The organism is Imperialibacter sp. (genome assembly GCF_040222385.1).
GTDB lineage: Bacteria > Bacteroidota > Bacteroidia > Cytophagales > Cyclobacteriaceae > Imperialibacter.
Window position 1 is genome coordinate 163,511 of record NZ_JAVKDF010000049.1, and the last position, 16,202, is coordinate 179,712.

A 16,202-nucleotide genomic window follows, 5' to 3' on the forward strand; every position below is an offset into this window, starting at 1 on the left:
TGATGAGTAACTAGCGGCTGCCTCATTGCTCCCTGTATTTCAATTCAGGCTATTTCCCCCAATCTGGCGCTGGCGTATCCGGGTTGAACAACTCATCCAAATAATAATCTCTCTTGTAAAGATTGTTGCAATTATTCTCACCACTCAGGTCAAAAATACAGGCATACTGGTCAATCACTTCCCCATTCATCAGGCTTTTTGCATCCCCATTAGGCAGTAGCGCATCATCATGGTCAATCCTTCGCAAAGCGCAGTGGCCCAGCATATGCAACATCAAAGCTTCCTGGGTAATTCTGTCGCTCCAGCATTTGTTTTCCTGGTTAATCTCTATCTTCAACTGTTTGCCAACGAATACGCAGGAGCCACATAGAATGCCCTCTGTGTTAAGGCCATACTCGATGATCAGGTTGTTCGACAGGTCAAGCTTAACGCCCCGCTGGGCCGCTTCCGACACTAGCGTGTCAACAAAAGACTGCAACTCGTCGGGAACACTGTAGACCGTTTCCTGCTCTTTGTCGCATGCGCCGGAAAGAACTGAAAATATCAACATCAAACCACCCCCAAATAATAAAAAGTGCTTTTTCATTAACTTAATGCGTTGCTTGTTTATTACTCAATCTAATAAATACTAACTTGGTTGTCAGTATAAAATAGCTGTTTTAGCTCACAAATATCATCTTTCAATCAAAATTCAATTCTATGAAAAGATCAGCAACTGCCGTATGGCAGGGAAGTGGAAAAGAAGGCAAGGGACACCTGACTACCCAAAGTACCGTACTCAACAAAACGCAGTACTCCTTTTCGTCGAGGTTTGAAGAGGGAGTAGGCACCAATCCAGAAGAACTGATAGCTGCGGCTCATTCGGGTTGCTTCGCTATGAAGCTGAGTTTCAGTTTGACTGAGGCAGGTTTTGTGCCAGACACGTTGGATGTTAAATGCCAGGTAACACTAGAAGATGGAGCCATAACCAAATCCCACCTGACTCTCAAAGCAAAAGTAAAAGGAATAAGCGACTCAAAATTTGCGGAATGCGTAAAAGATGCGGAGAAAAACTGCCCCATCTCTAAGTCACTGACTGCAGCTATTTCCGTTGAACACACACTGAATGCATAGTTGATAGGCCAGACTACAAAAGTTTAGCTGCGGGAAGAAGGACGTGTACACATTCCGACCACCTCTGACGTCGCATAGCAACGTCCGCTCCGCAACTTTTGTAGTCTGCTATTTAGTCCCTTCCAACTCATACCATTCCACATCAGTCAGGTTGGGTCTTCTGCCTTTGTTCTCAGGCGCATAGTTTTTAGCCAGGTAGTCAAGAATGGCAGCTTCATTCTCGCCCAGGTCCCACAGTTTCTGTGTCCGCTGCATCCAGCGTATCATGCCCTCCCAACCCTCTCTTGTCGCCCTGTTTTGGGTCACCAGAGTGGCAGCGTGGCAATTGGTACAGTTGGTTTTGGCCAGCTCCCAGCCCGTGTCGATGATAAAGCCTGTCTCTTCATCTATGGTGCCGTTTTCGGCCTTTAGAGCAACGGCCTCAGCTTTGGCTACAGGCGTTGCTGTTTCCTGTTTAGCAAGTACTGGCTTCGGAGATGGCTTGTAGAAAAAGAAAAGGTAAGCAGCACCTATAGCCAAAACCAAGGACAGACTCAAAACCCCAATCAAGACCCCTGTTGCTTTTTGCAACACTTCCAGCAAATCGTTTTTCTTCTCCATCATCTTACCTTCACGGCTATTCTATGGCATGCATTGTTCAGGTAGCCCTTGGGGTTCCACCCGGGCACCACCATGGGCTGGCTCTTTCCGCCACTATCTGTTGCCTTGGCCCATATTTCGTAATAGCCCGTTGCAGGTAGCTTTAACTCAGCGCTAAAATGCTGCCAGGCCAGTCTGTTCGCCGGGCCTTCAAGGTCTGCTTTTTGCCAGGTAGCTCCAAAATCAGCAGATACGTGCACTTCCTTCACGCTCTTGTCACCTGCCCAGGCGTGACCCCGCACGGGCAGCGTTTGGCCGACTTTTATCAGAGCCCCTGTCTTCGGATAGCTAATGATCGACTTCACAGGCATGCCTTCTATGATGCACATGTTTTCATCGGGTACCACCTCGCCGGGGGCTACTGCTTCGCAAGGAACACGATAGCTATCGCCCCCCATCTTCTCGCCATCATGCACCACGTTTCTCACGGCAATAGTGCTAAGCCACTTGCCCGAAACCGAACCGGGCCAGCCACCCATCACAAGTCTTAAAGGATGCCCGTTGGCCAACGGAATATCCTCTCCATTCATCGCCCAGGCGACAAGGGTTTCGTTCTCAAGGGCCTTGGCAATGGGCACCCCTCTCGATATCACTACTTTCTCGGGATCTTTGCTCAGGTGCACATCCTTGCCATAGTAGCCGATATACACCGCATCGTCCTTTATCCCTACATCCATCAAAATGTCTTTCAATCTGACGCCGGTCCATTTCGCACAGGAAACAGCGCCAACCTCCCACTGATTGCCTTTTGCAGGCGGATTGAACTCAGCCCGGCCGTTGCCGCCGCACTCAATGGTGAGTTGGTAGGTATAAGCTTTGAATTTGTTTTTGAGCTCTGTGATAGAGTAGGACTTGGTCGTTTTAGCAGACTCTCCGTTAATCGTCAGCGACCAGTTAGCCACGTCGATAGTCTCAGGCATCAGGCCATTGTTGCGGACAAACATTTTATCGGCAGGTGTCACCTTGTCGTCGAGCAGGTGTGGTGGCGTTTCAATATTCCAGGGCCTTTCGCCAAGCACCTTCAAACCAGCGTTTTTACCCGGAAGCATCTCCGGATCAGCCAGCCATTTGCCGACAAACGGGTACTTTTCCGGCACCACGCTGCCGTAGACTACCGGCACGCCCCAAACCAATGCCTGACTGCCTAGAAATGATTTTTTGAGGAAACTGCGGCGGGTGTTCATAGTCTGATTTTTCTAAGATAACACCAGAAAGTTAACCTTACGAAATCAGAAATAAAATGAAACCGGTGTCGATTGGCGGATAAAGTATCAGATATCCCTGGTTTGTTCTTTTAACCTGAGCAGCTCAGCTTTCAGCACCTCTCTGGGCGTCCCCTCCCTCAGTACTTTTCCATCTTCCAGCCATACCACATGATCGGCCAAAATAGTCGCCTCCAGCAGGTCGTGCGTAGCCATTACTGCGGTAGTGTTGAGCAGGCCAAGCATTTGTTTGAGCTCACCCCTTATTTCGTTTCGAAGGCTGAAGTCGAGTGCCGCCATGGGCTCGTCAAGCAATATCAGCGCAGGCTTCGCTGCCAACGCCCTGGCCAATGCCACCCGCTGCTGTTGTCCGCCGGAGAGTGAAGCGGGCCGGTCGTTGACAAGGTCTTGTATTTTGAACACCGTGAGCAGTTGCTCCAACCATGCATTATCCACTTCTTCTCGGAATCCGTATTGGATGTTCGCTTTCACATTCAGGTGAGGGAATAGCGCATAGTCCTGAAAAACATAGCCTATATGCCTGCGATGGGGAGCGACAAAAGCCGAAGGCGATGACCAGACTGCCTCCGACGCTCTTATGACTCCATTATCAGGCTTTTCTAAACCGGCCAGCAGCCGCAGCAGGGTAGTTTTGCCAGCACCACTCGGGCCCATCAGTGCTGTGAAAGAGCCTTTGCTTAATGTCAATTCTGCTTCGAGGGCAAAAGACCTGCCTCTGTCGGCGTATTTCTTTGTGCAATCCAGTGAATAAGCTGCTTCTACCATAGTGCTATCCGCTTTTGAAGCCACTGAACAAGGAAAATGATAACAAGTGAAAAAACCAGCAGCACCATGGCGTACTGGTTGGCGACGTCGTAGTTCATGGCCTCCATTTCGTGAAAGATAGCAATGGATGCCACTCTTGTTTGGCCAGGTATGTTGCCGCCGATCATCAGCACCACGCCGAACTCCCCTATCGTATGGGCAAAGGTCATGATGAACGCTGCGAACAACGACGATTTGATATTGGGGATAAGCACCTTAAAAAAGGTCTGAAGCCTTGTTTTCCCGAGGGTAAACGACGCCTCCCTTAACGACTTTGGCAGTGCATCTAACCCCGATAAAATGGGGCTTACCATGAAGGGAAGACTAAAAACAATGCTACCAAGCAAAATGCCGTAGAAAGAAAATACCATCCGAACGCCAAACAGCTTTTCAAAAACGCCGCCAGCAAAGCTATCGGGCTGCATGGCCACCAACAGATAGTAGCCCAAAACTGTTGGGGGCAACACCAAAGGAAGGGCAACAATGGCCCTGATAAGGCTTTTTCCCCTGAAAGAAAACATGTGGAGCACGTAGCCGGAAACGACCCCGACCAACGCAAGGATTAGCGTGGTAAACACGGCCAATTTCAGGCTCAACCACAAGGGGGCCATGAACTGCTCCATGGTTATTCTGCCACAGGGAGTTCGTAACCAAAATCTTGAAATACACGGCGGGATTCTTTGCCCAGCAGGAAGTCCTTGAAAAGCATAGCAACAAAAAGCCCGGGGCCATCAGTCTTTAAAATGAGCATCGTTTGTGGTATGGGATCCATCCAAATCTCCTCAATTTTAATAAACTTGCCCTCGCCTTTCTTCTGACTGAATTTAAGAGAGTTAGAGGTAAAGGCCGCATCGACAGAACCGGCGGCAATGTACTGGTTTACCTGACCAATACTGGTGCCATACACGATCTTATCGTGCACCAATACCCCCAGCTGCTTCACTTCCAGCCAATCTCTGGACAGCTTGCCGTATGGGGCCAGGTCGGGGTGTGCCAGACCAATGGATTTCACCTTTTCCTGCTTGAGGATATTCTCCGGGTCGTCTCCGGCAATACCGCTTTTCACCCACAGATACACGGTTCCGAAGCAAATGGTTTGGGGGCCTCCATGTGCCTTGTCTTTGTTGATTACCTCGTCAATGTACTTATCGTCAGCGGATACAAAAATCTCATACGGAGCGCCATTAATAATCTGCGAGGTGAGGGTACCGGAAGCCCCGGGAATGAGTTCCACCTCGTAGGGGTATCTGCCTTCAAATTTCTTTTCAATGGCCTGCATCGGGAGCAGAAGGTTGGAGGCCACAGCGACTTTTATTGACTGCGCCATCACTGAGCAGCACAGTAGCATCAAAAAAATTGTGATATGAATTCTTGTAGCTATATATCTATTTACCATCTCCCAACTCAATTCTTCCTGCAAAAACCTACTACCAAACTCTATTTCCAATTAGTTTCGCCAACCCCCTCGGGGGTAGCAGGATAGACACCAAAAAAAGCAGCCTACCCGCCTATTGTCGACATGCTTTCCGACACGGTATGTCCTTTTGCTCTTCTGGCCTCAGCTTCAAAACCGTCTTTTGCTCTTTGCCCAAATGCCTTCAGCAAAGCGGCACTGATTTCTGCATCATTGGCACCACTTCTTAGCAAAGCTCTCAAATCAAGCACACCGTCGTCGTACAGGCAGGTCTTCAGCGTGCCCTGGGCGGTCATCCTGATCCGGTTGCAGGTGCCGCAAAAGCTCCTCGTAAAGGCTGCAATGATCCCCACCGACCCTTTGAACCCATCTATGCTATATGTTGCCGATGTTGAAGCGGCTTCGTCTACTCTTCGGCTAAGCGATGGGAAAGCCCTGACCAGCTCTTGATGAATCTTCGCATGTGTCCACACCAGGACGGGATAATGCGAACCCTCGCCATTGAACGGCATTTCCTCTATAAATCTCACGTCCACTTTGTGGGCCTTTGCCAGCATGGCCAGCGGCACAATGTCGTCCGTATTCTGTCCGTCCATCACCACCGCATTGATCTTAGTTTCAATTCCCTGACCAAGCAGCGCATGAAAAGTATCCATCACAGCTGGCAGCTCGTCCCGGCGGGTAATGGAGTGAAAGCGCTCACGATCCAATGTATCCAGGCTCAAATTAACCGACTTGATACCTGCAGCTTTGAACTCTTCTATGTGAGGCAGTGTCAGAACGCCGTTGGTAGTGATATGAATGCCTTCAATGCCTGGAATTTCGTTAAGCTTTTTGATAAAGTACATCAAGTCTTTCCGTACAAAAGGTTCTCCACCGGTAAGCCTCACCTTCTTCACCCCAAACCCGGCCATTATTTCTACTAGCCGGAGCATTTCCTCATAAGTAAGCAGCTCCTTCTTGGGAAGGTACCTGATGCCTTCCTCTGGCATGCAATAGAAGCAGCGCAGGTTACACCTGTCGGTAACAGCCAGCCGCACATATTCTATGGGCCTTCCGTGATTATCAAAAAACTGCTTTCCTTGCATAGTTAGTGTTACAACACGAATTCAAGTTGGTAAAGTTTAAGCTGATTTAGAAATTGTTTGGTGGAAAGAGGGGATTATTCCCCATAATTGGTTGTTCTGTTGAGAAGAGATCACAAATTGATTTACTTTACTGTATGGAGTTAACGATTCAGGCATTTGGCATAGCGAAGGATATACTTGGCGACAGGAACACCATGCTGAGCATGAATGATGGAGCTACGGTAGCGGATTTGCTGGCCCTGCTCAACAAAGAGTACCCGGCGTTCCAAAAGCTGACTTCGCTTGCGGTAGCGCTGAATGAAGAGTATGCAGAAAAGGAAGCAGTACTTAGCCCGGCTGATACGATAGTACTCGTGCCACCGGTAAGCGGAGGCTGAGTATTTTATGATTGGGGGATTTGTTGATTTGAAGATTTAAGAATGGCTAAATCCAAGTACTTTACTTCATCCACACACCCATTTTCTCTAAAAGAGACATTTAATGCTGTTGCTGAAACCTAACATTGGGATTGAAGCAACGCCCTCTTTGGAGGGTGGGCGAAAAATGGTGGCAGGGTGCGGGCTATTGGCCAGTGCGTTAATTTTTCGATGATTTTTGGTTACTTTTCATCCCATCCGGGAACGGCAAGGAAAAGTAACAGCCTGTCCGGCTTGAGGACAAAAAGTCTATGATCACAATAACAGAGCATACAATAGATATTCATTCCGTCATTGAGGCAGCCCAGGCAGAAGGCGCCGGTGCAGTGAACGTATTCATTGGCACGGTGCGCAACAAAACCCAGGAAAAACAGGTGCTGTCCCTCGACTTCGAGGCCTACGACCCGATGGCTGAAAAAGAAATCCAGAAGATTGTGGACCAGGCCAAAGCCAAATGGCCGGTGATCAAAGCGGTGGTAGTACATCGCAAAGGGCATTTAGAAATCGGTGAGGCAGCGGTAGTGATAGCCGTTTCAACTCCCCACCGCAAGGCCTCCTTCCAAGCCTGCGAATTCATTATTGACACCCTGAAACAAACCGTTCCCATCTGGAAAAAGGAGATTTTTGAAGGGGGAGAGGAATGGGTAAGTGCGCATCCGTGAGGGGTACGTGTCGTCGTTGCTGCCCTCCCTTATCGTCTAAGTAGCCCATGTCCAGCCCCAAACTAAGGCCCGTGATCTAAATGGGCCATAAAAAAAGTACCTGTTGGTCGCTGTTTGTCACTAACTCGGAAAATGTCTGCTTAGGGTTTAACCATTGGTTAGGTTGGGATTCATGGCTGTGACGTTGTGAGAGTCGAATATGTGTCTGAGAAGGGTTCAGGGCATACACTTTATATGGTGTGGTCATTTTTCTGTTTCGTTGATTTGTTGTCTTGCCATATAGATGGTCTCTCCGATGTAGTTTAGTAGTGACAATGCCTTGTAGCTATTTGTTTTATCCTCTCCATAATCAACTGAAGTGCCGTGCAGTACATCGTGTCTATTTGTTCCGAGAGGGTTTCCTTTTTCTTGAATTTTTCTAGCAACTCCGTTGTGCTTTAATGGTTCTAGTACAAGAAGCATGATAGAGTCGCTCTCAAAGTTGTTTAGCCATTGGTTTGTAAGAGGTTGCCCATTTCTAACGGAGAAAAACCGGTTCTTAGTTAGTTCTTGACAAATACCTTCAGCTTGTGAAAAGAATACAGGAACTGATAAATAATAGTCTCGATTTTTGTGTGCCTTTATTGCAGCCTGAATTGGTGCTTTACGTTTCGGAAACTTTTCAATGAGTTCATTTTCAATCCTGGCTATTTCGCTATCAATCAACAAGACCATTTCCTCATCAACGAATTCATGGTTTCCATTTCTCAATTCACTGGCATAATGATTTATTGTGGGTGGGTGAAAATTGAATGGTAAATACCACCCTTTTTCAGCTAACACTTTAACTGATTCAGGTACTCGCTCTAACGACAAGGCAAAATTTAGAATGCCGTCCTTTAGAGGCTCAAGACCTTTTTGAATATGAGCCAAGCCTCTTTGAATAGTCTCAGAAATTGACTTTAGCGCTTCTGGGTCGATTTTTATCATCACAACTATTTATGAACAGATAAAAGTATTTTACCTCCTTCCCTAATTCTTTTCAACTTACCCGCCTTCTCCATGTAGTGCACGGTTGTTGAGATGAGACACCCATCTTCTAAGTTAAGATTCCTCTTCAAGTCAGTCTGGCGGCAATTAGAGTTAGCTTTTACATATCGGAAGATTTTTGCTGCGAGTTCTCGTCTAGCAAATGCTGTTTCAACATCGTCTGCGTATGTATGAAGTTCGTCGAAATAATTGACCACGTCCTGAATGTTCTTCAGTTGCCGAGTATTGCCATTAATCGCAAAGTAGATTAGCCCTTTGTCAAGTGCCGGAATTGTCTTGATATCGAATCTGCCGTATTCTTTTTTACAATACTTGATTAGGGATTCAAGCAAGGCCAAACTTGCTTGGCAATGCATAAGGAGTTCATCGATCTTACCCTCTTTTTCTGCCGCTGCTATTTGTCCAATTATAGTAAAGTACATATCATTAAGGTTCTTTAATGACTGATCCTTGTAACTCTCTCGATAGAGAGAAATAATTTGCGGTATTCCATCTTTCTTCGACGCCGAGGTTGACTGTCTGTTGCCCAGGGTTCCCTCTGCCTGTGTCGGTTGACGTGCTTCCTGTTTTGATTTCGGCTTTGTCTGCCTTCTAGCAAATAGTATTTTCAAGAAACTCATGCTGTCACGTTAAAAATCTTCATAAGACTAGAATAAACAACATTATGCATTTTACTTCTACAATATGCTCAAATATGCCTACTCCCCGACGCCACACGGCATAAAAAATGAGTGAGAGACACATACCATCCGTTGAATTTATCAAATTTTGGAAATATATTTAAATTTAACCAATCAACGCTATGCTTATGAAGGTAACCACCAGGGATGTCAGGGTCTTTCTTTTCGGGATGCTCTTTGTGTTTTTGATTGTGCTGGTTTACGACTGGCAGGAGTTCAAAAGGGGCTTTATGGGGCAGCCAAGAGTGGAGGCGCCCGCTACCAAGTGAAAATAGACACCCACTTAAAACCAACCCGGATATGAAAATCACCAAAAGGGATGTCAAATTTTTCCTTCTCGGCTTGCTAGCCATGTTGGTCATCGAGACAATCTACGACTGGGAGGGAACCAAACAGGCCTTTAAGGATGGCTGGGCTCATGGTATGAGTAGGGCAAAATAGCTGGAACTTGTCCCCAAATATTACCTGCGGCGTCAACGAACAGAAGTTGATTTTAGATGTCGTTCGATCACTCTTCGCCAAAGGTCTCTTCTCCCACCTCCGACAGCACCTTGTTCAAAAGCTTTTTTGAAAAAAATCTTCTGGTCGAAATCCATTGCTGAAAAATTGGTCGCAATTCAACAATGGCACCCGTTCGCTTAGCCATTGTCATCAACCCAATAGACCCTAAACACTTTACGCCCAAAGACTCAGCGATAGCTCGGGCTCTCCTATCGTCAATCAGCAAAAAGTCTGCATGAAGTTCGTCATACAGAACAACAGACTCCGATTCGCCGAAATCCATCATCATCGACAGGTGATTTCCTGATTTTATTTTAACGACCTTCGTTTCAATGTCTTTTAATGCGCCACGATCAAAGCCAGGATTATCGTACGCATTCAATTCCTTCCATACGGCTTCGGCTATAAAGTAATCTCCTAACACACGTTCGATAATGGCAAGCTGCCCGACGTGCACAAGGGAAATTATGGCCCCTGTATCTGCCACTACTACTTTCACCTTCTATAGTTTTTTCGCCGTTTCAATATCTGCCAATACCTGATCCATGTCGGGGTTCGAAATCGGGAGATTGTTCTTGGCGAGCGATTTTTCAAACTCATAGCGGGTCAGACCTGACATCTGTATGGCCTTTCCGATGGTTAGTTTGCCCTCATGAAAAAGCATCATCGCCACTGCGATTTGAAGATGGTCCTTCAATTCCTCCTCCGATTCATTCAAAGCCACCATCACATCGGAAGGGATATCTACTGGTATGGTTATGTTTTTCATTGCAGTCGTTTGTATTCAAAAATACTACCTTTATTTCAATTTCGCCGAAGTGCCAAATCTCTGCTTGAGTACCAACGCTAAGCAAGATCGCCACATTGCCCTCAAGGCGCCACCGCCTGCATCATCAGCCCACACAAGTAAGCCCCGTAAGTGCCCGCCGCATAGCCCAGCACGGCCAGCAGCACGCCTACCGGTGCCAGCGAAGGATTAAACGCTGAGGCCACAATTGGCGCTGAAGCCGCTCCGCCCACATTAGCCTGACTGCCCACCGCCACAAAGAAGAACGGCGCTTTGATCAGCTTGGCGACTACCAGCATGATGGTGATGTGGAACAATATCCAAACAAAACCTACGAGAAAAAGTCCCGGATTTTCGAAAATGGCCAGCAGGTTCATTTCCATGCCAATAGTGGCTACCAGGATGTAAAGGAAGACGCTGCCCAACCTGGAAGCACCCGCTCCCTCCAGGTCACGGGCTTTGGTAAACGACAGCAACAAACCAAGCGTGGTAGCAATCACCACTATCCAGAAAAAGCCCGAGGTGAGGCTGTACTCTTCCAGTCCGGGGAAGTTCTCCCCTATCCATGGAGCTATGATGTCGGCACCGAAGTGAGACACACCGGTCACCCCAAAACCTACTGCCAGTATCATCAGCGTATCGGCCATATTCGGCACCCGCATGATGCTGAGGCGGTAGGTCTCAATTTTCCTTTTCACCTCTTCAATGGCTGAGGTGTCTGATTTAAGAAACTTGTCGATCTTTTCAGCTCTTCCTGTGCCATACAGCAGAAAAGCCAACCACAGGTTGCCAATCAATATATCGACAGTCACCATGGTAGAGAACATCTCTCCCCCCACCCCAAAAACTTCCCTCATAGCTGTTTGGTTAGCCCCACCGCCAATCCAGCTACCGGCTATGGCCGTCATGCCTCTCCACACTTCCTGCCCGGGTGTGCCCGTCACCACATCAGGTGCAACAACCGAGAATAGCAGAATAGCCAGTGGGCCGCCCAGCATAATACCGACCGTACCGGCAAAAAACATGATCAACGCCTTTGGCCCCAGCTTCATGATCTCTTTGAGGTCCACCGACACGGTGAGCAACACTAAACTAGCAGGCAGCAGGTAACGGGAAGCCACAAAGTACAGCTTGCTGTGAGCACCCGATATAATGCCCATGGAATTGAGTATAGATGGAATGAAGTAACAAAGGAGTACGGTAGGCACAATGGAATAGAACTTTTGCCAGCCAGATCGTTTGCTGGCGGCCGTACCAAATACGGCCGCCAGTATCACAATGAGTATACCGAATACAACTGCGTCGTTGGTGATAAGAGGTGCGGTAGTTTCTTCCATGGGAGCCTTTTAATCAACTCCCAATATGCCCAATTACCTAATATCCTCCAAAATTTGAAGCAACTCACCCAGCATCATGGCGGTAGCACCCCACACTACCCTGTCTTCGACGGTAAAGAACGGCGACCTGATTTTTATGTTAGGGCCAACGATCATGTCCTTCACCGCAATTTCCTGCTTCATCAAGTTGCCTACGTCGGCGGATAATATTTGAGCTACTTCTTTTTCCTCTGGCACAAACCGGGGCGTTGAAAAACTGATCCCAATGACAGGCAGCACTTTGAAGTTGCTGGCGGGGATATAAAGTTCGGACATGGTGCCCAGTACTGTAATTTCACTCGGGTTGGCTCCCACTTCTTCCTCAGCCTCTCTCAGTGCGGTATGTAGCAGGTCTCTGTCACTTTTCTCATACTTGCCCCCCGGAAAGCTCACCTGACCGCTGTGCGCACCGGGGTACTCAGGCCGCTGAATCAGGGGAAAGTGAATGCCATCCACTCCCGGATGAAACAGGATCAGCACTGCTCCCGCCTTCGCATCCAGCCTTTCTTTGAATGCAAATCGCTCCTGGTTGATAGGCGTGGGCGACATGCGAATCTGTGCGTCAACCCCTGGCAACGGCGCCTTCAGCCTGTCCGACAACCTTGCCTGAAACTCTTCATTCAACTCCCACATACCCAAAGATAATCGATCATAGAATTTTGCTTTACAAGGAATTTGCTAAATTCGTTTGTCAACGTCAAACGATGAAATGGACCCCGACCTCCCGCTAAGGATTTATATCGTATTTTTTCTAACTACTTTTTCCCTTTTTCTGTTCCTCCTTTTTGCTATTGGGTTTAGCGGTCATTCCAAAAGAGTAAGACTCCAATGGCTCACCGGCTTTGTGATAAGCATGTGGCTGGGGATTACCGGCTACCTGGCCTACTCCGGTTTTTTCCAGGCTTACGAGGAAGTGCCTCCCCGAATGATTTTTGGCGTGCTACCTCCCTTAATCACCGTGATCGGGCTGGTGGCATTCGGCGCTTCCAGGCGTTTTCTCTTCCGAATTCCACTATTCACCCTCACCTACCTCCATATCATCCGAATCCCGGTTGAGATCGTGCTTTGGTGGCTGTACAAGCAGGGGTTGGTGCCTGAAATGGTGACATTTGAGGGTGGTAACTGGGATATTTTATCCGGCATCACCGCTCCCTTCGTAGCTCACTTCCTCAATCCCACTGTCGGCAGGCACCGGTTTGTCATCTTTATTTGGAACCTCGCAGCCTTAGGACTCCTGTTCAATGTGGTGATCAGAGGAATATTATCAGCACCATACATTACACAGGTTTTCTCTTTCGACCAGCCCAATATTGGATTGCTTCAGTTTCCCTTTATCTGGCTGCCTGTTTTCATTGTGCCTGCGGTATTGTTCAGCCACCTCATTGCCATGAATAAATTGGTGAGGAAGTTGAAGAAATAGTTATTGGTTAGCAGTTGTCAGTTATCAGGTTCAAGGCTTCGGGCGTTGGCTCGGCCTCACTTAGCGCCTCGCAAGCCTTGACTTTGTTGCCTACTGCCAAATAAGCTTTTCCCAGCCACAGGTGAATTTCAGTCATTTGGCTGTCCATGGACTCTGCCCTTGTCAGCAACCGAAGGGCCTCCTCAAAGTTGCCCACCTTGTAGTAGTATATCCCCTTGTTCCTGTAAGCCCAGGCGTTCTGCGGATCCCGCAGCAAGCTGGCATCAATATCCTCCACGGCCTTTTCCAAACTATCGAGCTGTAAATAAACATACCCTCGGTTGTTCAGAAAGTAGGCCTCGTTGGGAGCTATGTCAATAGCTTTATTAATCAGGTCAAGGCCTCTGCTGTTGTTGCCTTTCGCCGACGCTACCATCGCCAGGGTATTCCACGCATTGCCCTCCTCCGAGTGAGAAAGGAGCCCTTGTTCCAAATCTGATTGAGCCGAATCGAACTTATTCAAATAATACCTGACCGTGCCCCTGTTAATATATGCCTCACCATTGCTGTTGTCCCTCATCAGCGATTCCGTGAAGGCGGCCTCCGCCTGCTGGTACTCTTTGAACTGAAAATGAATGACTCCTTCCGAGAAATAAACCCTGGCCGAATCAGGGAAGGCCTTTCTTACTACAGTGATGTCGTTGATGGCCTTGTCGTACCGGTTGGCACCGGCATAGGCCTCAGCCCTGTTCCATACATAGGAGAGGTTTTCGGCATCAATGAGAATAGCCTGATTGAAATCGAGCAAGGCGGAAGCAGCATCTCCCCTCTTCATGTGCGCAATGCCTCTGTTATTGAACGCATCAGCATAGTCGTTGTCCAGTGCCAGCGCTTCAGTGTAAAGCCGGATGGCCTCCTTATTATCGTTCCCTTTCAGTGCCTCATTGCCCAACAGAAAGAACCTGTCTCTGTCGTTTTTCCTTCTTTCGGCACCACACGACGTGACAAAAGCGATCACGGCAATGAGAATGCTGAATTTTAATAATTCAGCAAAAAAACTTCTTAAAAATGTAAATTTTATAATGTTCATTCTTTTTAGCACCTCTTTTTTTGAAATACATTGTGAAAAAAACCAAACTAACAATGGGCTAAGCCCGTTGCCGAAAAACAAAATTCTTCTTTTTTGTTGCCAGATAAAATTTTCTGCCATAGGTTTGTGCCATAAGTAACAGAAAGAAAAGATTTATGTTATCCTCGCTTATCATTAACGTCCGTGTCATTGTCGTCATCGTTGGATGTCGGTCGTGAGAATGGAGCGTTAAAACTAAGCACAAAAAGGGCCATTCTCATTACAGAGAATGGCCCTTTTTTAATTGTTTCAGCTCATGTCAAAAGAATTAAACAAACACAGCAAGACAATCACCCAGGATCCGAGTCAGCCGGGCTCTCAGGCGCAGCTTTACGCCCTTGGACTTACGGAGGAAGATCTGAAAAAAGCGCAGGTGGGTATTGTGAGCACTGGCTTTGAGGGCAACCCCTGCAACATGCACCTCAATATTCTGGCCCACCAGGTAAAGAAAAGCGTAAAAGAGGCTGATCTGGTTGGATTGATCTTCAATACAATAGGTGTGAGTGACGGCATGTCCAATGGAACAACTGGCATGAAGTACTCGTTGATCTCCCGGGATGTTATAGCAGATTCTATAGAAGTAGTTAGCCAGGCGCAGTTTTACGACGCCCTGGTAGCAGTGGTAGGCTGTGACAAAAATATGCCAGGTGCCATTATGGGCATGTCCCGACTGAACAGACCAAGCATCATGGTTTACGGAGGCTCGGTTCGCCCTGGGAAATGGAAGGGCGAAGACTTGAACATCGTCTCTGCATTTGAGGCTTATGGTCAGCGCCTCGGCGGCAACATGTCCGATGAGGACTACAAAGGCATTATCCAAAACTCTATTCCCGGCCCCGGTGCTTGTGGCGGTATGTATACGGCCAACACTATGGCATCGGCTATTGAGGCAATGGGGATGAGCTTACCTTATAGTTCATCAAACCCTGCCGAGGGTAATCCAAAGGTAAGCGAAATCCAAAAAGTGGGTGCGGCTATTCGCAACCTGATGGAAAAGAACATTCTTCCGTCAGATATCATGACGAAGAAGGCATTCGAAAATGCTATCACCACCGTGATGGTGCTGGGTGGATCTACCAACGCAGTGCTTCACCTTCTGGCCATGGCCAAAGCGGCAGACGTGGAGCTCTCACTCGATGACTTCCAAAGGATCAGCGACAAGACACCGTTCCTGGCCGACCTGAAGCCGAGCGGAAAATACCTGATGGAAGACCTTCACAAGATAGGTGGCGTGCCAGGTGTGTTGAAAATCCTCTTGAGAGAAGGTTACCTCCATGGCGACTGCATGACTGTAACCGGAAAGACGCTAGCCGAGAACCTGGAAGAAATTGCTGATCTTCAATCGGGACAGGATCTTATCTATTCTTTTGACAAGCCTATTAAAAAGACCGGGCACCTGCAGATTTTGTATGGCAACCTGGCCCCCGAAGGCGCTGTGGCGAAAATCACCGGCAAAGAGGGAGAAGTGTTCGAAGGCCCTGCAAGAATTTATGAAGATGAGTTTGCTGCTATAGATGGAATCGGCAAAGAAGTAAAAAAAGGAGAAGTGATTGTTATTCGTCAGTCGGGCCCGAAAGGCGCACCGGGCATGCCAGAGATGCTCAAGCCCACAGGGGCAGTAATGGGCGCCGGGCTGGGAAAAGACGTGGCGCTGATCACCGACGGAAGGTTCTCAGGTGGGTCGCACGGATTCGTAGTGGGGCATATCACCCCTGAATCGCAGGAAGGCGGGCCCTTGGCGCTGGTTAAAAACGGAGATATTATCCGCATTGACGCAACGAATAATCTGCTGGAAGTGAAACTTTCAGACGAAGAGCTGGCAGCGAGAAGAAAAGCATGGGTAAAGCCTGCTTACAAAGCCACGAAAGGAATATTAAAGAAATATATTAACTCAGTAAGCTCGGCCTCGCAAGGCTGTGTTACAGACCTTTAATGAACGTAG

At 47.9% G+C, this 16,202-nt stretch carries 21 protein-coding genes; 7 read left to right on the forward strand and 14 right to left on the reverse strand.

What is annotated here, in order from left to right; all coding sequences use genetic code 11:
• Positions 1–49: 49 nt before the first annotated feature.
• Entirely contained in the window at positions 50–586 is a 537-nt protein-coding gene (locus tag RIG68_RS24100) for a hypothetical protein (protein WP_350128463.1), read from the reverse strand.
• Between the two features lie 113 nt (positions 587–699).
• On the opposite strand from RIG68_RS24100, the gene RIG68_RS24105 reads away from it, so the two are divergent.
• The gene (locus tag RIG68_RS24105; protein ID WP_151999199.1) at positions 700–1,113 is read left to right on the forward strand and encodes an OsmC family protein; all 414 of its coding nucleotides are present in this window, start codon (positions 700–702) and stop codon (positions 1,111–1,113) included.
• Between the two features lie 108 nt (positions 1,114–1,221).
• Here RIG68_RS24105 and RIG68_RS24110 read toward each other — a convergent pair whose 3' ends face one another.
• The 6 genes from RIG68_RS24110 to moaA form a co-directional block, all read right to left on the reverse strand.
• Positions 1,222–1,716, reverse strand: coding sequence for a cytochrome C (locus RIG68_RS24110; protein ID WP_350128465.1), 495 nt, complete (start codon positions 1,714–1,716; stop codon positions 1,222–1,224).
• Positions 1,713–2,936: a sulfite oxidase gene (locus tag RIG68_RS24115; protein ID WP_350128467.1), complete on the reverse strand. Its 1,224-nt coding sequence runs from the start codon at positions 2,934–2,936 to the stop codon at positions 1,713–1,715. Before RIG68_RS24115 ends, RIG68_RS24110 begins: the two co-directional genes overlap by 4 nt.
• Positions 2,937–3,023: 87 nt before the next feature.
• The gene (locus tag RIG68_RS24120) at positions 3,024–3,740 is read right to left on the reverse strand and encodes an ABC transporter ATP-binding protein (protein ID WP_350128469.1); all 717 of its coding nucleotides are present in this window, start codon (positions 3,738–3,740) and stop codon (positions 3,024–3,026) included.
• Positions 3,734–4,402: a molybdate ABC transporter permease subunit gene (gene modB / locus RIG68_RS24125; RefSeq protein ID WP_350128471.1), complete on the reverse strand. Its 669-nt coding sequence runs from the start codon at positions 4,400–4,402 to the stop codon at positions 3,734–3,736. The genes RIG68_RS24120 and modB overlap by 7 nt, the downstream gene beginning before the upstream one ends.
• A gap of 2 nt (positions 4,403–4,404) precedes the next feature.
• Complete coding sequence (gene modA, locus RIG68_RS24130) at positions 4,405–5,106, reverse strand: molybdate ABC transporter substrate-binding protein (protein ID WP_350128473.1); 702 nt, start codon at positions 5,104–5,106, stop codon at positions 4,405–4,407.
• 173 nt (positions 5,107–5,279) lie between these two features.
• The gene (moaA, locus tag RIG68_RS24135; RefSeq protein WP_350128475.1) at positions 5,280–6,281 is read right to left on the reverse strand and encodes a GTP 3',8-cyclase MoaA; all 1,002 of its coding nucleotides are present in this window, start codon (positions 6,279–6,281) and stop codon (positions 5,280–5,282) included.
• Positions 6,282–6,415: 134 nt separating this feature from the next.
• Here moaA and RIG68_RS24140 point away from each other — a divergent pair, with 134 nt between their 5' ends.
• A complete protein-coding gene (locus RIG68_RS24140) occupies positions 6,416–6,658 on the forward strand; it encodes a MoaD/ThiS family protein (protein WP_350128477.1) in 243 nt (80 codons plus the stop codon).
• 290 nt (positions 6,659–6,948) lie between these two features.
• On the forward strand, positions 6,949–7,359 hold the full coding sequence (locus RIG68_RS24145; protein WP_350126763.1) for a molybdenum cofactor biosynthesis protein MoaE: 411 nt from the start codon (positions 6,949–6,951) through the stop codon (positions 7,357–7,359).
• 243 nt (positions 7,360–7,602) lie between these two features.
• Here the strand turns inward: RIG68_RS24145 and RIG68_RS24150 are convergent, their stop codons facing one another.
• Together RIG68_RS24150 and RIG68_RS24155 are read right to left on the reverse strand one after the other, a co-directional pair.
• Positions 7,603–8,328, reverse strand: coding sequence for a hypothetical protein (locus RIG68_RS24150; protein ID WP_350128479.1), 726 nt, complete (start codon positions 8,326–8,328; stop codon positions 7,603–7,605).
• 5 nt (positions 8,329–8,333) lie between these two features.
• Positions 8,334–9,008 (reverse strand): hypothetical protein, encoded by a 675-nt coding sequence (locus RIG68_RS24155; protein ID WP_350128482.1) that lies wholly within the window; start codon positions 9,006–9,008, stop codon positions 8,334–8,336.
• Positions 9,009–9,190: 182 nt separating this feature from the next.
• On the opposite strand from RIG68_RS24155, the gene RIG68_RS24160 reads away from it, so the two are divergent.
• Complete coding sequence (locus RIG68_RS24160; RefSeq protein ID WP_350128484.1) at positions 9,191–9,337, forward strand: hypothetical protein; 147 nt, start codon at positions 9,191–9,193, stop codon at positions 9,335–9,337.
• A 31-nt stretch (positions 9,338–9,368) separates the two neighbouring features.
• A complete protein-coding gene (locus RIG68_RS24165) occupies positions 9,369–9,509 on the forward strand; it encodes a hypothetical protein (protein ID WP_350128486.1) in 141 nt (46 codons plus the stop codon).
• A gap of 67 nt (positions 9,510–9,576) precedes the next feature.
• Here RIG68_RS24165 and RIG68_RS24170 read toward each other — a convergent pair whose 3' ends face one another.
• The 4 genes from RIG68_RS24170 to RIG68_RS24185 form a co-directional block, all read right to left on the reverse strand.
• The gene (locus tag RIG68_RS24170) at positions 9,577–10,068 is read right to left on the reverse strand and encodes a PIN domain-containing protein (RefSeq protein ID WP_350128488.1); all 492 of its coding nucleotides are present in this window, start codon (positions 10,066–10,068) and stop codon (positions 9,577–9,579) included.
• Positions 10,069–10,071: 3 nt separating this feature from the next.
• A complete protein-coding gene (locus RIG68_RS24175; RefSeq protein ID WP_350128491.1) occupies positions 10,072–10,338 on the reverse strand; it encodes a UPF0175 family protein in 267 nt (88 codons plus the stop codon).
• Between the two features lie 101 nt (positions 10,339–10,439).
• On the reverse strand, positions 10,440–11,693 hold the full coding sequence (locus RIG68_RS24180; protein ID WP_350128493.1) for a DUF819 family protein: 1,254 nt from the start codon (positions 11,691–11,693) through the stop codon (positions 10,440–10,442).
• 33 nt (positions 11,694–11,726) lie between these two features.
• Positions 11,727–12,365: an NUDIX hydrolase gene (locus tag RIG68_RS24185; RefSeq protein WP_350128495.1), complete on the reverse strand. Its 639-nt coding sequence runs from the start codon at positions 12,363–12,365 to the stop codon at positions 11,727–11,729.
• Positions 12,366–12,441: 76 nt separating this feature from the next.
• Here RIG68_RS24185 and RIG68_RS24190 point away from each other — a divergent pair, with 76 nt between their 5' ends.
• Positions 12,442–13,152, forward strand: coding sequence for a DUF8737 domain-containing protein (locus tag RIG68_RS24190; protein WP_350128497.1), 711 nt, complete (start codon positions 12,442–12,444; stop codon positions 13,150–13,152).
• Between the two features lie 7 nt (positions 13,153–13,159).
• On the opposite strand, the gene RIG68_RS24195 is transcribed toward RIG68_RS24190, so the two are convergent.
• Positions 13,160–14,221 carry a tetratricopeptide repeat protein gene (locus tag RIG68_RS24195; protein ID WP_350128499.1) on the reverse strand — a complete coding sequence of 354 codons (1,062 nt, stop codon included), beginning with the start codon at positions 14,219–14,221 and terminating at the stop codon, positions 13,160–13,162.
• 295 nt (positions 14,222–14,516) lie between these two features.
• Here RIG68_RS24195 and ilvD point away from each other — a divergent pair, with 295 nt between their 5' ends.
• A complete protein-coding gene (ilvD, locus tag RIG68_RS24200; RefSeq protein ID WP_350128502.1) occupies positions 14,517–16,193 on the forward strand; it encodes a dihydroxy-acid dehydratase in 1,677 nt (558 codons plus the stop codon).
• Positions 16,194–16,202: the final 9 nt, after the last annotated feature.

Excerpts from the sequence above, each read along its gene's own strand:
- RIG68_RS24100 (WP_350128463.1), bottom strand. The coding sequence starts at position 586 with ATGAAAAAGCACTTTTTATTATTTGGGGGTGGTTTGATGTTGATATTT.
- RIG68_RS24105 (WP_151999199.1), top strand. The coding sequence starts at position 700 with ATGAAAAGATCAGCAACTGCCGTATGGCAGGGAAGTGGAAAAGAAGGC.
- RIG68_RS24110 (WP_350128465.1), bottom strand. The coding sequence starts at position 1,716 with ATGATGGAGAAGAAAAACGATTTGCTGGAAGTGTTGCAAAAAGCAACA.
- RIG68_RS24115 (WP_350128467.1), bottom strand. The coding sequence starts at position 2,936 with ATGAACACCCGCCGCAGTTTCCTCAAAAAATCATTTCTAGGCAGTCAG.
- RIG68_RS24120 (WP_350128469.1), bottom strand. The coding sequence starts at position 3,740 with ATGGTAGAAGCAGCTTATTCACTGGATTGCACAAAGAAATACGCCGAC.
- modB (WP_350128471.1), bottom strand. The coding sequence starts at position 4,402 with ATGGAGCAGTTCATGGCCCCCTTGTGGTTGAGCCTGAAATTGGCCGTG.
- modA (WP_350128473.1), bottom strand. The coding sequence starts at position 5,106 with ATGGCGCAGTCAATAAAAGTCGCTGTGGCCTCCAACCTTCTGCTCCCG.
- moaA (WP_350128475.1), bottom strand. The coding sequence starts at position 6,281 with ATGCAAGGAAAGCAGTTTTTTGATAATCACGGAAGGCCCATAGAATAT.
- RIG68_RS24140 (WP_350128477.1), top strand. The coding sequence starts at position 6,416 with ATGGAGTTAACGATTCAGGCATTTGGCATAGCGAAGGATATACTTGGC.
- RIG68_RS24145 (WP_350126763.1), top strand. The coding sequence starts at position 6,949 with ATGATCACAATAACAGAGCATACAATAGATATTCATTCCGTCATTGAG.
- RIG68_RS24150 (WP_350128479.1), bottom strand. The coding sequence starts at position 8,328 with ATGATAAAAATCGACCCAGAAGCGCTAAAGTCAATTTCTGAGACTATT.
- RIG68_RS24155 (WP_350128482.1), bottom strand. The coding sequence starts at position 9,008 with ATGAGTTTCTTGAAAATACTATTTGCTAGAAGGCAGACAAAGCCGAAA.
- RIG68_RS24160 (WP_350128484.1), top strand. The coding sequence starts at position 9,191 with ATGCTTATGAAGGTAACCACCAGGGATGTCAGGGTCTTTCTTTTCGGG.
- RIG68_RS24165 (WP_350128486.1), top strand. The coding sequence starts at position 9,369 with ATGAAAATCACCAAAAGGGATGTCAAATTTTTCCTTCTCGGCTTGCTA.
- RIG68_RS24175 (WP_350128491.1), bottom strand. The coding sequence starts at position 10,338 with ATGAAAAACATAACCATACCAGTAGATATCCCTTCCGATGTGATGGTG.
- RIG68_RS24180 (WP_350128493.1), bottom strand. The coding sequence starts at position 11,693 with ATGGAAGAAACTACCGCACCTCTTATCACCAACGACGCAGTTGTATTC.
- RIG68_RS24185 (WP_350128495.1), bottom strand. The coding sequence starts at position 12,365 with ATGTGGGAGTTGAATGAAGAGTTTCAGGCAAGGTTGTCGGACAGGCTG.
- RIG68_RS24190 (WP_350128497.1), top strand. The coding sequence starts at position 12,442 with ATGGACCCCGACCTCCCGCTAAGGATTTATATCGTATTTTTTCTAACT.
- RIG68_RS24195 (WP_350128499.1), bottom strand. The coding sequence starts at position 14,221 with ATGAACATTATAAAATTTACATTTTTAAGAAGTTTTTTTGCTGAATTA.
- ilvD (WP_350128502.1), top strand. The coding sequence starts at position 14,517 with ATGTCAAAAGAATTAAACAAACACAGCAAGACAATCACCCAGGATCCG.